The organism is Pseudobacteroides cellulosolvens ATCC 35603 = DSM 2933 (assembly GCF_001262605.1).
Lineage (GTDB): Bacteria > Bacillota > Clostridia > Acetivibrionales > DSM-2933 > Pseudobacteroides > Pseudobacteroides cellulosolvens.
Map to the genome: position 1 here is coordinate 2,918,599 of NZ_LGTC01000001.1, position 13,522 is coordinate 2,932,120.

Annotated in this window: 9 protein-coding genes; 2 read left to right on the forward strand and 7 right to left on the reverse strand. The window is 35.3% G+C overall.

Annotated elements, in window-relative coordinates:
* Positions 1-8: 8 nt before the first annotated feature.
* From secA2 to xrtK, 3 genes are all read right to left on the reverse strand, one after another.
* Positions 9-2,426 (reverse strand): accessory Sec system translocase SecA2, encoded by a 2,418-nt coding sequence (secA2, locus tag Bccel_RS11840; RefSeq protein WP_036944500.1) that lies wholly within the window; start codon positions 2,424-2,426, stop codon positions 9-11.
* 565 nt (positions 2,427-2,991) lie between these two features.
* Entirely contained in the window at positions 2,992-5,829 is a 2,838-nt protein-coding gene (locus Bccel_RS11850) for an MSEP-CTERM sorting domain-containing protein (protein WP_036944503.1), read from the reverse strand.
* A complete protein-coding gene (gene xrtK, locus Bccel_RS11855) occupies positions 5,813-6,397 on the reverse strand; it encodes an exosortase K (RefSeq protein ID WP_036944504.1) in 585 nt (194 codons plus the stop codon). The genes Bccel_RS11850 and xrtK overlap by 17 nt, the downstream gene beginning before the upstream one ends.
* 253 nt (positions 6,398-6,650) lie before the next feature.
* Between xrtK and Bccel_RS11860 the strand changes: the two genes are divergently transcribed.
* A complete protein-coding gene (locus Bccel_RS11860) occupies positions 6,651-7,859 on the forward strand; it encodes a dockerin type I domain-containing protein (RefSeq protein WP_036944505.1) in 1,209 nt (402 codons plus the stop codon).
* Positions 7,860-8,017: 158 nt separating this feature from the next.
* Here Bccel_RS11860 and Bccel_RS11865 read toward each other — a convergent pair whose 3' ends face one another.
* The 3 genes from Bccel_RS11865 to ahcY all read right to left on the reverse strand — a co-directional run bounded on the left by Bccel_RS11865 (position 8,018) and on the right by ahcY (position 10,980).
* Positions 8,018-9,031, reverse strand: coding sequence for an HAAS signaling domain-containing protein (locus Bccel_RS11865; protein ID WP_050753405.1), 1,014 nt, complete (start codon positions 9,029-9,031; stop codon positions 8,018-8,020).
* Positions 9,032-9,044: 13 nt separating this feature from the next.
* The gene (locus Bccel_RS11870; protein WP_036944507.1) at positions 9,045-9,386 is read right to left on the reverse strand and encodes a PadR family transcriptional regulator; all 342 of its coding nucleotides are present in this window, start codon (positions 9,384-9,386) and stop codon (positions 9,045-9,047) included.
* 190 nt (positions 9,387-9,576) lie between these two features.
* The gene (gene ahcY, locus Bccel_RS11875) at positions 9,577-10,980 is read right to left on the reverse strand and encodes an adenosylhomocysteinase (RefSeq protein ID WP_036944508.1); all 1,404 of its coding nucleotides are present in this window, start codon (positions 10,978-10,980) and stop codon (positions 9,577-9,579) included.
* A 364-nt stretch (positions 10,981-11,344) separates the two neighbouring features.
* Between ahcY and Bccel_RS11880 the strand changes: the two genes are divergently transcribed.
* A complete protein-coding gene (locus Bccel_RS11880) occupies positions 11,345-12,019 on the forward strand; it encodes a DUF2461 domain-containing protein (protein WP_036944509.1) in 675 nt (224 codons plus the stop codon).
* A gap of 119 nt (positions 12,020-12,138) precedes the next feature.
* Here Bccel_RS11880 and Bccel_RS11885 read toward each other — a convergent pair whose 3' ends face one another.
* On the reverse strand, positions 12,139-13,416 hold the full coding sequence (locus tag Bccel_RS11885; RefSeq protein ID WP_409372131.1) for an ArsB/NhaD family transporter: 1,278 nt from the start codon (positions 13,414-13,416) through the stop codon (positions 12,139-12,141).
* Between the last annotated feature and the right edge of the window lie 106 nt (positions 13,417-13,522).

Genomic DNA, 13,522 nt, shown 5'->3' on the forward strand with positions numbered 1-13,522 from the left:
ATTATACATTATACCATTTCATTTGCCTTATTACTCTTTTTAATCCTGGTATAGATGATTCCAAAAAGCACTATGGGCCATAGAAGTAAAATCCCAGGAGTAAAGCCTATATTCCGGTTACTTGCTAAAAGCATCCCTAAATCATCTGAAAAAGGATTATCAGTTATTTGGTATGTCCACGTTGATGAAGGTGCCTTGATTCCCGCTTTATCCAAGTCAATATCACCACTGGAAAAATCATTCGATCTAAATGTATTTTGAGCTTCTTCATAAACTTCAAGCATTAGCTCATCAAAAGAAGCCTGTATGCTTCTTACAAACTCCTCTAAAGGGTTCAAACCGCTGATATTGACAAGGTGTATTCCCTCCCTGATATAATTTGTTTGGTAAATGTATTCTGCCCACAAGCGATCCATATGGAAAAGCATGATATATTTTTCTATTTTCATCAAAACATCTATACTCACATACTTTTGGGCATTATTGTACTCTTTGAGAGCCTCGAAAGTCCACTTGACAAATTCGGATGCTCCCCTTAAGACTGCTTGACGCCAATTATAAAATATCTTTCGCTGATTCTCAATAATATTTGAATATCTCCATAAGAGAAACCTCATATCTTCATTCTGGCCTTCTGCCGCCCTCTGTGCCTTTTCCACCAAACGCTTATGGAATGCATCATCTATTGGTCCCTTCTGACCTTTCAAATATATAGCCGCAGCATTTAGACTTTTGCTCCCATACTTTTTGATCAATTCGTCCTCAAGGCTTATAAAAAATCTGGATGACCCCGGATCTCCCTGCCTTCCTGAACGTCCTCTCAACTGACTATCAATTCTGCGGCTTTCATGTTTATTGGTGCCAATAACATACAATCCTCCTAAGGCCACGACCTTATCCCTCTCTGCTTCATCAGCACCACCAAGGCGTATATCGGTACCACGTCCTGCCATGTTTGTTGAAACTGTAACAGCACCTATGCATCCTGCCTGTGCAATAATCTCTGCCTCTTGCTCATGATTTTTTGCATTAAGGACATTACAATAGATTCCATCTTCTCTTAATGCATCAGAGAGCCTCTGCGACTCCTCAATGCTGGCCGTCCCTATAAGTATAGGTCGACCTGAAGCATGTACACTTTTTATTTCCGAAATAATAGCATGGAATTTTGCTGAATTGCCGGCAAATAAAATATCCTCATGATCTATCCTTTTGCAAGGCTTGTTGGGTGGAATAACTACAACATCAAGATCATAAAACTCTTTAAATTCCGCTGATGATGCAGCGGCAGTCGCCGTCATGCCACATATTTTAGCATAAGACTTTATAAAGTGCTGCATGGTGATTGTGCTTAATATTCTGCCTTCCTGAAAACTGCTTAACCCTTCCTTTGATTCAATTGCAGCCTGGAGACCGTCGGGCCATACCCTTTTATCTGCTATCCGCCCAGTAAACCCATCAACAAGCTTAAGCTTTCCATCCTTAACAATATAGTCTACATCCCGCCTTAACAGTGCTCTTGCATGAAGTGCACAGTTAATCTCAAGCAGCAGTTCATAATTCTCTTCAGAGTATAAATTGCCACACTCTAAAAGCTCCTCCAACTTGTCGGTTCCATTATCTGTAAGATAGACATTTCTAAAGCTCTCATCTGTATTATAATCTGCTCCAAGCACCAAAACATCAACTATTTTTGATATTTTATCCGATATGCTCTTTTTGACAGGTTCATTTTCAGCAATTACCAGAGGAATGCGGGCTTCATCAATCAATATAAAATCCGCTTCATCCACTATAGCCGTACCAAAGCCTTTCTGGGTAAGCTCATCATCCTCATAACAAAGTGAATCCCTCAAATAATCAAACCCAGCCTCTTTGGCAGTAACATATGTGATATCGGCGGCATAAGCTTTTTTCCTATCTTCCCTACTCATTCCTTCGTTAATAAACCCTGACCTAATGCCTAAAAAAGCAAATACCGGCCCCATCCAACCTGCATCCCTTTTTGCTAAATAATCATTTGCAGTAAATATATGAACACCTTTACCCGTTAATGCATTTAAATATGCAGGAAACACTGCTGCCAAAGTCTTGCCTTCCCCTGTCTGCATCTGTGCAAGTTTACCCTTATGCATGGCAATGCCTGCTAAAATCTGTACATCAAAAGGTTCAATGCCTAATTTCCTTTTAGCTGCTTCTTTTACCAAAGAAAATGATTGCACCAAAAGCTCATCCTCTGATATGCCTCTTTGTGCCAGTGATACAAGTCTTTTTGACATTTCCACAAGCTTACTGTCTTCTTCGTTTTCTAAATTAACTTCTTTTATCTTCTCAACCAATTGTTTAAAATGATTTATTTCAGCTTCAAGCTCTTTGTTATTCCATCTAGCTGGAAGCTGCTTTAAATGTTTAATTACCTTTATCATAAATGGCCCTCCCAATAGTCATATTTGATTTGGCTAAAAGTACTTTAGTTCTGCGATAAACATATTTAAGCACATGAAAAAAACGCCTCTGATAGGCAAAATGCCTATAACAGACAATAATAAGTTTATTATCGCAGCTTGTTAATAGATTAAAAGTGATAACTCACTCTGTTAGCACTTTTAATCCATATTCAAATTCCATTTAAATCAAATAAGACTATTTGGAACCTTGATCCTTTGAAAAAGAATGATTATTAGTATATTAAGCGTAAAGACTATTTCCAATATTAGAAATAAATACGGCGATGTGCCGGAAGATATAGATAGTAGTATAATACTTAAAGCAAGCAAAAAATCAAACGGTTTAAACCTTACCGTTTCACTAATTTCAGAAGGCAGTAAATGTTTTTTTGTAAATAACACATGGCTAGCACAATCTATTACCGAACACAACAAATGCACCGCCATTTTAATAAATACATATATGAATTTTGGTATTTGCATGATTTTGTGTAATAGTAATACAGCCATATGAAATACATCCTTTCATAATTGGTTAATATAATTATACCATTCCTTTTACTCTCCTTCTATACCTCACTACCAAAACAAATGCTGCTGCGATTATAGCAATTACCACAAGTGAAGGCTCTGACATCTGGGTTGGCTCGCCAACATCCAGGCTCTTTTTCGTTGAAAGAATCTGTTTCTGCTTTTCTAAGAGAACCTTTTCCTGTGCTTTGTTTTCCAGCACTATATATGAAGTCAATGGAGACATAAACCCGGATTTGATACTGGCTTTTACTATTTCCAGTGTTTTATCGGCGGTCTTTTCGGGATGCAGGAACATGCTGGCAGCTGCAGCTTTCAGCATAAATCCAGTTCCTAATGAATACGAACTGGCCTTATCCATATTGATCTCATAGTCACTCTTATTAAGCACTATGGACGTGGAATTATCGGCACTTAAGTATGCTTTTATATCATCAATGCCTGGCCATGGTATTACTTCATCAGGAACAATTGCACCTGCAGGCATATCAAGAGTAACTGCCTTTTTATCAAGTGCGTGACTGAAAAGCTTGCCATCAGGTGTCAGACTATAAAAGGACTTTACATCAGGCAGCAAATATTTTAAAGCATCATAATTTCCGGTTAATGAATATTGGCTTATATTATTTGAAACAAATATTACAGCCGGGTAATTATGTGACTTGGAGCTATAATTTTCAAAATAAATGCTCTTTAGTGCATTATCAAGATATAGTCCACCTTCAGCCTGAAGCTTATTATATCCTGACTGCCAATCTCCGTCTGCCGAAAGCTTTTTAAGATTGTAGTTCAGTGCAGAAATACTAATATTTTTGTAGTCCAAATTGTTCTTTTTGATATAATTTTGAACACATTCTACCAACTCCTGCCCTTTTCCCTTGCTATCTAGGGATCTATCAATTACAAAGTGATAAAAAGGAGATCTTGTAGCTTTTATAAGCTCTTTTTTAGCTTCATAAGGCACAATAGTAGCACCGTCAATAATATCTATTGCCGAGCCGCTGCCTTCATCCGATACACTTCCGCCCTCATTTGATGTACTTCCAAGTTTTATTTTCTGTCCTTCGATATTTAGCTCAATGGGTTTCTTATGAATAACCTCAAAGCCTGTACTTCTGCTTTCATTTATATTAAATGGGAATACCTTGAATTCTATCGTATTGTTATCAATATATGAAAGAATTCCCGGATCCCTTCTGATAGTCACTATTTGGTCATAAATCCAGTTTGCAGCCCTTTTATCCGCAATCATACCATATTTCTTATTGTTGTTTACATAAAGATAATAGTTTGTTATAAAGCAATCTTCTGGAAGATCAAATGTACTTCTAAACTGTGCATTAAAAGCTTCGGAAGAATTGGAATTTTTGAGCTCTAGATGAACCCAACTTCTATAGAATTTATCTTTTGCAGCAAACACCGTCTCCACATTATGCTTGTCGACAAAAACTGTTTGAACCCGGCCTGTATCATTCTGGAGCATCATACCTTCCGAGTTATTCTGGTGCTTTTTCCCTAAAAATATTCTTTCAATTGCTTTAATTTTGTCTTCCGACAATGTAAGGTTTTCAAGTACATACCAGTTATAATATGCAGAAATCAGAGGTGTTCTATAATTAGAGAATACATTTCCACTTCTATTAGTGGATGCCTTGTTTTCCCTTAAGAAGTCAAGCGACCGGGTAAGTGCCTTGGTATCAATCTTAATCTCGTTTTCAACTGATAAATTCTGTTGATAAATAAATTTCAAGGCTCTGTCTATCTGACCTTTATCATTATTAAAGGTAACTGTTATAAGAGCAGGAATTAATGAAGCACCGCAAATAAAAACTATCAAAAGGATGGTTTTATTAAAATGCTGTGCCAGAAATTTAAAGTCATCCCACAGTGACCTGACATGCACAAAAGCCTGTGCAACAGGTATGAGCAAAAGAATTCCAAGTCCGCATAACAATAATCCCAGCAATGAAAATGGCAGGTACGGTAGAAAAATCATAAAAAAGTAGGCAGAAAAAGTAAAAGTAATGCTTTTCATAATATACAATAAGGCTCTAATATACTTATTACTGCTAGATGGTAAAACAAGCAATACCCCTGTAAATATTGCAAGGATATAAAAATAACCATTTGAGAAATCCCCAAAAATGTTGAACTCATTATTTAGTGTAAGTCCAAATAAAGGCCCTAATGTTACAAGGGGAATAACAACTTTCTTCCATATTTCCGGCCTCTTAGACAGCAGATTATAAATCAGCTTTACAATTATAAACAAAAATACAACAGTTCCAATTACAAATGCCATTGCAGTAAAGTGATCGTAATCTGACCTAAAAGGAGCATGCAATAGAGGTACTAAAGCTGTAAAAAATACAAACCAGAAAGCAGGCACAACTAAAATCGGCAGGTTTTTTTTATTGAACAGCATGCCAAACTTAAACGGAGTAAGCCAAAATACACAAATTAGCATTGCCACTACCATAGAAGGCATGACAAGTGCGACAATAAGCATATTTGGTGAAATTCCAAATAGCATCCAGTCCGGGATACTGGAAGGAATTATTTTATTACTGAACATGGTATAAAGATATAGATACGGTATGTAAGTTAAAAACATAATAATTCCTGTTTTTAAATGTAAATCCTTCTTTGATAACAATCTGATAATTCCATATACAGTATAAGAAATATAGAATACTCCGAGCAATGCACCAAATAAAGTCCAAAGTTTTATGCTTTCCTCACTCAATTGAGAATTGATAATATTAAATATCCACCCCATTATAACAAATATCAGCAGTTGAGGCAGTGAAACGCTCACTAATAGCCAGTAAGGCTTAAGTATATTTTTCATTTTGATTCATCCCTTCTATAGAATTCCTGGTCGTTATAAATGTCATAAGCTTTGATACGGCTATATAGCACAATACAAGGAAAAAGAAATATACCAGCGATCCCACAATCTTATGGAAAAACTCCTTATCGAGTCCCATATATGTATCGTTATAACCCGAAAAATTAATTGCTGTCACTATTCTAAAGGTATTAACAATTATAGTAATTATGTATGAAAATATTAAAAATGACGATGCAGCTATTATTTTATTTAACGTGCTTCTAATTTGCTTAATAAATGAAAATACAAAAGTACAAAACGATATGACTAAAAAGTTAATCCCTGCACAGCCTGGACCAATTTCAACAGTAAGATCAGAGCTCAAATATCCTCTTTCAGGTACAAACTGGTAATGTGTACCTGTAAATACTTCCACAAGCTTTGTGACAGGAGCCAATATAAACTGCAGTGAAGAGCTATCTGCTGTTCTATAAAACAGCTTTATGATCAAAACTGCAATAAGGCAGCATAAATACAGAGCGTGTGTGGGGTATTGTTTTTTATGTAAAGCGTAAAAATTCACCATGTGAGTTTCCTCTAATATACATTGAATAAGTTTTTTATGTCTTATCCACTATTTTGTCATGACTATAAAAGCAAAGCAATCAGAATAACATAAAATTAATAAATTTGTAATAAAGTAGCTTTAATAAATAGTTATTTTAAACCATTCCAATGTAATAATCTGCATTTCGTAAACCATAATTGACTAAAATAATACTGTATTATATAATTTATGTAAACACTTCATTTTTTTAAATAAACAGGGGGAAAAATTCATGAAAAAGTATATCTTAGTACTAATAACCCTTTCATCTATAATGCTGGCACTAAGTATCACGAAGGCTGCTTATGCTTTAGATGCTTTAGATGATTCAAATGCAGCTTTGCCACAGCTTACAATTAGTAAGACCGAATGGGATACATCATGGGATAATAATAATTTTGAAATGTTTTACCTACATGTAACTGGTAATACTGATTCAAACACCATATCGGTACAAATAGGAGACCAAAAATTTAATTTATCTGTTAATGATTCAAAGCAATTCGACTATAAACTCACGCTAAATGCCCCAAACTTATTTTCTCCAGGTCCTGAATTCTTTAGTGTAACTTTAACTGCAGCAGATCCCAATAACCCAAGTTTGAAAACAAGCATAACCTTAGATAGTCCACCAATGTATTCCACTCTGCAATACTATCAGGGAAAGCTTACGAAAGCTGATTGGTCATCCTGTGTTAAAGATAATAAATATGGTGTTGTATATTTACATATTGCAGGTCAATATTCTGATATAAAACCTGATCTGAAAATAGATAAAATTACTGTTTCAACATATGGAGACGGTGCTTATAATGAACAAGAGTTAAAACGTGATGAAAACAACAACTTTGACCAAACCACATCTACTCAATTTACTTATGCACCTAACGATAGGCCTTTCACTGCATCTACTGAATTAAACCTGTACATGGGTCCTCTTAAGATAAAGTATCGTCTAAATAGTGACCAACTAAAGTATAATCCTTTGTCCGGTACTAATAAGATTATTGGATATATCTCAACAAATTCCAATCCTACTAAAGATTATCCTGCAAGCACATTGTGGGATTATAATGTAGATCTGGTTGGTTTGGATAATATAACGACAACAAATATGGATGGAAGCTTTATATTTGAAAAAGTCCCAAATGGCATATATACACTAAAGATATCTGGAAATACAAGTCTTGCAAAAATAATTCCCAATGTTGTTATTAATGACGGAGATGTTCATGTATCTACCTCAGATTCCCCTATTGTTGTTTACCAGGGTGATATCAACGGAGATAATGTTATCAACATGCAAGATGTGGTACAAATCGGGAAAATATTTAATAGCAAAAATGGGGATAAAACCTATAACATACAATATGATCCCAATTCAGATGGTGTCATTAATATGGTAGATGTTTTTGTCCTAGCAAAAATTTTAATATGGTAGGAGATTAGAATTTAAAGTTGCTTTTGTTCAATATTGAAAAGGACTGTTACAAAACAATATCCTGCCAATCTATATTGTGCCTACTTAAAAAGGTTAAGCACAATATAGATTGGTAGGATGCATTTTGTAACAGCCCTTTTTTGCTCATAATTAAGCAATTATTTTATAACATTATACCTTATCCCTTTATAAAGGGCAGTTATGATATCTATAACACCGGTTATAACAATAAGTGCAATAAATCCGGATTTTATTTTAGCCCAAGGATCGATAAAATCAAATGTCAATTTCATATGCTTCATAATTTCGCCTGGAAAATCAGGATTCCAAACACTAGCATCGGTAAATATATATAGTGTCAAGATGGTTGAAATACCACTTATTACAGCTACAGCAACCGAGAGTTTTTGATTCCATCTTCTGCTATAGAGTTTTAAAACTTCTTTAAGAACTAGTAATAAAAGTATGGAAATAAGTAATATTCTGAATCCTTGCATCGCTTGTTGGTTAAACACCGGTATCACTACCGTATTACTCTCAAAAGTGATATATGCAGAAAAAACCTTTGGAGTACTATAGAGCAGAATTAAAAATATTGTACTAAAGATAATTGAAATGACAGGTTCATGTATAGGTATTAATGCTTTTTTCTCCGGAATAACAGGTAATTGTGACAGACTCCACACGCTTTTTTCCATGAAATCCTTTTCTACTTTGCCCTTATCAGCAGTATTCATATAAGCTCTTTCTGCTATCATAAACGATATGGTGGTCCAGGCAAAGGCCTGCAATCCCCCTGAAAACAATGCACCCAAATAGTCCTTTACTATATCAAGCTCATTTTTTCCCTTTGTAAAAAAGCCTTCTGCCGCAATAGCTATAGTAACCCCTGCAAATACTGCGACAAGTACAATCTTTAATATGAGGATATATTTATCATAAAACTGTGGTCCTATAAGATAACGCTTAGAGCCCCTGTAATTATCTGCAAGTATTTCCGGATCTCCTAATTCTAAAAGTGCTTTTTGAGCCTTGCTCTCATATGATGCAGGTTCATCATTCTCTTCAATCATATCATCTATAAGTGTTCTAAGTTCCTTCTCAATATCTGCTCTCTGTTTCTCCGGTAAACTTCTGGTAACAGCATAAACATATCGATTTACCAAATCCATAAATTTTCCCTCCTCAATCCATTAAAAGGTTATCCATTTTCTTAACCATTTCAAACCATTGGCCGCATAGCTTATCATATATTTGCCTTCCATAATCGCTCAGCTGATAGTACTTTCTCGGTTTTGCCGCATCTACATCCCAATTGCTTTCCAGTAGATTTTGTTTTTCCAGCCTTCTAAGTAGTGGATATAGAGTACCTGCTTCTACAGGTATTCCCTTCTCTTCCAGAAGCACAACCAGTGAATACCCATATTGAGGAAGTTTCAATTGACTTAATACGCTAAGAATAATTGTACCTCGCCTAAGTTCCAGTAATAGGCTGTCAAATAAGTCATCTTGCTTATTTTCTTCCATAGGCTCACCTCCTATTTATATTATACTGTATGGTACACACTATTGTAAATAGTATAATAATATTTTTTTGCCAATAATATCACAGGATCATTATTGTAAAAAAGAACTGACACCATTAAAAAACGATGTCAGTTCTTGACAAGTTAAGACTATATATATGTTTTACATCAATAAGAAAAGTTATTACATGTTAATACTTATAGTGATCCGGCTTATATGGGCCTTCAACAGGAACCCCGATATAATCAGCCTGTTCTTTACTAAGCTTGGTTAGCTTTGCACCTATTTTTTCAAGGTGAAGTCTTGCAACCTCTTCATCAAGCTGTTTAGGCAAAATGTAAACTTTTTTCTCATATTTATCTCTGTTCTTCCACAGATCAATTTGAGCAAGAGTCTGATTTGAGAAGCTGTTTGACATTACAAAGGATGGGTGACCTGTAGCACACCCAAGATTTACAAGTCTTCCTTCAGCTAATATAAATATTTCATGCCCTTCCGGGAATATATACTTGTCAACCTGAGGCTTTATGTTAACTTTTTTTATGCCTTTATAATTATTAAGCTTATTCATTTGAATCTCATTGTCAAAATGACCTATATTACAGACAATAGCCTGGTCTTTCATTTTCTTCATATGATCTATGGTTATTATATCTCTGTTACCGGTTGTGGTTACATAGATATCAGCAATACCAAGAGTATCTTCAACGGTTTTAACTTCATAACCTGCCATAGCAGCCTGCAATGCACAAATCGGGTCTACTTCTGTTACAATTACCCTTGCCCCAAGACCTTGCAGAGATTGTGCAGAACCCTTTCCAACATCTCCATAACCGCAAACAACAGCAACTTTTCCAGCTACCATTACATCTGTAGCTCTTTTTATTCCATCAACCAATGACTCTCTGCAGCCATATAGGTTATCAAATTTTGACTTGGTGACAGAATCATTAACATTAATGGCTGGAACCAGAAGTTCTCCTCTTTCAACCATTTGATATAGCCTGTGAACGCCTGTAGTGGTTTCCTCGGAAACACCCTTCCACTCTTTAACTACATTGTGCCATCTTTGGTTGTCTCTTTTAAGACCTTCCTTAAGCAGGCTATTAATGATCATAAGCTCTTCATTATCTGTAACCTCATCTAAAATTGATGCATCATTTTCTGCCTTATACCCTCTGTGTATAAACAAAGTTGCATCTCCACCATCATCAACGATAAGTTGGGGACCAAGTCCACCAGGGAATGTAAGTGCCTGTTCTGTACACCACCAGTATTCTTCTAGGCTCTCACCCTTCCATGCAAACACCGGAACACCTGCTTTAGCTATTGCAGCTGCTGCATGATCCTGGGTTGAGAATATATTACAACTTGCCCATCTCACATTAGCTCCAAGGGCAACAAGAGTTTCAATAAGAACCGCTGTTTGTATAGTCATATGCAAAGAACCGGAAATTCTAACACCTTTTAATGGCTGCTCAGAAGCATATTTTTCTCTAATTGCCATAAGTCCAGGCATTTCCTTTTCCGCAATTTCAATTTCTTTTCTTCCCCATTCCCACAAATTTAAATCTGCTATTTTATAATCCGACATAATTACCTCCTTTAGATAGTACTAATAGTTTTCATTAGTTTTATTACAATAATTCATGAAATCACAAATATAATATTTCTCATACTTAATTCTATTACCACATATTAATTTTGTCAACGCACAATTGAATTTGGATGAATTTAATTTACTTTGCACTGATTATAATTTAATCTGATTATATTTCACTGTATATTTACAAACTACTTTTAGCTAAAGCCTGTTCCTTTTTATTACTTATTTCTTTGGCAAGCCAACAATGAGGTCTCGCATAGTAAACCCTGTATAACTCAAAAAGCATACTTGATATAACATTGACTATCTGTCAAAATAATAATATTAAAATAACATATTCGGAGGGCACAAAATGAGTTTTAAAGGTTTTTCAATCGATGGATTAAAATTTCTTTTAGAAAATAAATTTAACAATAGTAAAACTTGGTATGAAGATCATAAAGATGTCTACAAACAATATGTTTACAACCCATTCGTTCAGCTTATAACAGAACTCGCTCCTTCAATGACTGAAATTGACAGCAAGATCATAACCATTCCTTCCAAATTAATATCCAGGGTACGGAGAGATACCCGTTTTTCAAAGGATAAGACTCTGTATAGAGATAATGCATGGCTGGTTTTCCTGCGTGATAAATCCCAGATGTCTTCATCCCCTTGCTTTTGGTTTGAAATAAGCCAACGAGGTTCAAGCTACGGTGTAGGATATTATGGTGCCCAGGCAGCCTCAATGGCTAATATGCGTGAAATGATACTAAGCGGCCACCCCGCATTTTTAAATGCCTTGAAATGCTACGAATCCCAAGATACGTTTGTTATTGGCGGCGAAATGTACAAAAGAAGCAAATTCCCAGACCAGCCAGAAAACCTTAAGTCATGGCTTGACAGAAAAAACATATTCTTTGAATGTGCACAAAATGATTTTAAGCTAGCATTTTCACAAGAATTACCGGATGTTTTGAAGAACGGTTTCACAAGCCTAAAACCTATCTATGAATTTTTATGTGCTATAGAGCTAAGTCAATGATCAAAAAAATAACTTCCGCTTTTTACGCGAGTGTTGACTTAACTCATCAACACTCGCGTAAAAAGCGGAAGTAACTTTTCATTCATGGTATTAGTAATATATAAATTTTAACTTTGTAATCATATTAATAAATATCTGAAATAAATGTATCCAGTTGCTATCAGCAGTGTAAAAAGCATCAATGGGAAAGCAACTTTAAAATAACCACCGAATGTTATCTTGTGCCCGTGTTCATCTGCTATACCCGTTGCAACAACATTAGCACTTGCTCCAATAATAGTCCCATTACCTCCTAAACAAGCTCCAAGGGAAAGTGCCCACCAAATGGGCATAAGTTCCATACCTGACATTGCTCCCATATCCTTAATCATAGGTATCATGGTAGCTACAAAAGGTATATTATCAATGAAAGCTGATGCAATAGCAGATACCCACAGAATAGCAAGGCTCATTAGAACAAGATCCCCATTTGTAATGTCCAACACTCCCTGAGCCAGCATTTTAATAATACCTGCCTCTTTTATACCCCCTACCATAATAAATAAGCCTACAAAGAAGAATATGGTTTTCCATTCTACCTCGTGTAGAATTTTCTCAGGCTTAAGTCCTGATATCAAAAGCAAGGCTACAGCACCGGTGATTGCAATTGTAGCTGATTCAAAGTGCAGTACTCCATGAAGCAGGAATCCTATAATTGTCAGCCCTAGTACAATCAAACTTTTTATTAAAAGTTTGTGATTTTTTATGCATTTATACTCATCCATAGCCAAAATCTTGTCTTTTGCCTCTTGGGTTGTTTTTAATTTCTTTCTATATATCAAAACAAATAAATATGTGGTTACAAAAAGAAGAGGAATGGCAATTGGAGCATCATTTAAAATAAAATCCATAAAGCTTATCTTAACCGAACTTCCTATCATTATATTTGGCGGATCACCGATAAGTGTAGCTGTACCGCCAATATTTGAAGAAAAAATTTCTGCTATGATAAAAGGTACCGGATTTATGTGTAAATCCTTTGCAATGCTAAGCGTAACAGGAAGTATTAACAAAACTGTTGTGACGTTGTCCAATAGTGCCGATAAAATGCCTGTTATTATGGATAGAAGTACAATAATTTTTACAGGCTCACCCTTTGATATTTTTGCGACCTTAACCGCAAGATATTCAAATACACCGGTTCTCTTCATTATCATAATGATTATCATCATGCTGATTAATAGTCCTAGTGTATTGTAATCAATCTCCATGAATGCAGTTTCCTGGGTTATAATCCTAAAAAGAATCATCAAAACGGCACCGCTTAAAGCTATAACTGTCCTATCAAACTTATCCCATACAATTAGTGCATATGCAGCAATAAAAATTACTGCTGAAATAATTACCTGGCTATCCATTATCATACCCCTCTCAATTTGTTGTAATAAATCATTTTTAATCCAGCAATGCGATACTTCACTTGTTTTTCATATTATATATATTAATTTCTCCAATTATTATGGA

What these genes read in the sequence shown, in the direction of transcription:
- Bccel_RS11885 (WP_409372131.1), bottom strand. Translation starts at nt 13,416, where the DNA reads ATGGATAGCCAGGTAATTATTTCAGCAGTAATTTTTATTGCTGCATAT.
- Bccel_RS11860 (WP_036944505.1), top strand. Translation starts at nt 6,651, where the DNA reads ATGAAAAAGTATATCTTAGTACTAATAACCCTTTCATCTATAATGCTG.
- xrtK (WP_036944504.1), bottom strand. Translation starts at nt 6,397, where the DNA reads ATGGTGAATTTTTACGCTTTACATAAAAAACAATACCCCACACACGCT.
- Bccel_RS11870 (WP_036944507.1), bottom strand. Translation starts at nt 9,386, where the DNA reads ATGGAAGAAAATAAGCAAGATGACTTATTTGACAGCCTATTACTGGAA.
- Bccel_RS11880 (WP_036944509.1), top strand. Translation starts at nt 11,345, where the DNA reads ATGAGTTTTAAAGGTTTTTCAATCGATGGATTAAAATTTCTTTTAGAA.
- Bccel_RS11850 (WP_036944503.1), bottom strand. Translation starts at nt 5,829, where the DNA reads ATGAAAAATATACTTAAGCCTTACTGGCTATTAGTGAGCGTTTCACTG.
- secA2 (WP_036944500.1), bottom strand. Translation starts at nt 2,426, where the DNA reads ATGATAAAGGTAATTAAACATTTAAAGCAGCTTCCAGCTAGATGGAAT.
- ahcY (WP_036944508.1), bottom strand. Translation starts at nt 10,980, where the DNA reads ATGTCGGATTATAAAATAGCAGATTTAAATTTGTGGGAATGGGGAAGA.
- Bccel_RS11865 (WP_050753405.1), bottom strand. Translation starts at nt 9,031, where the DNA reads ATGGATTTGGTAAATCGATATGTTTATGCTGTTACCAGAAGTTTACCG.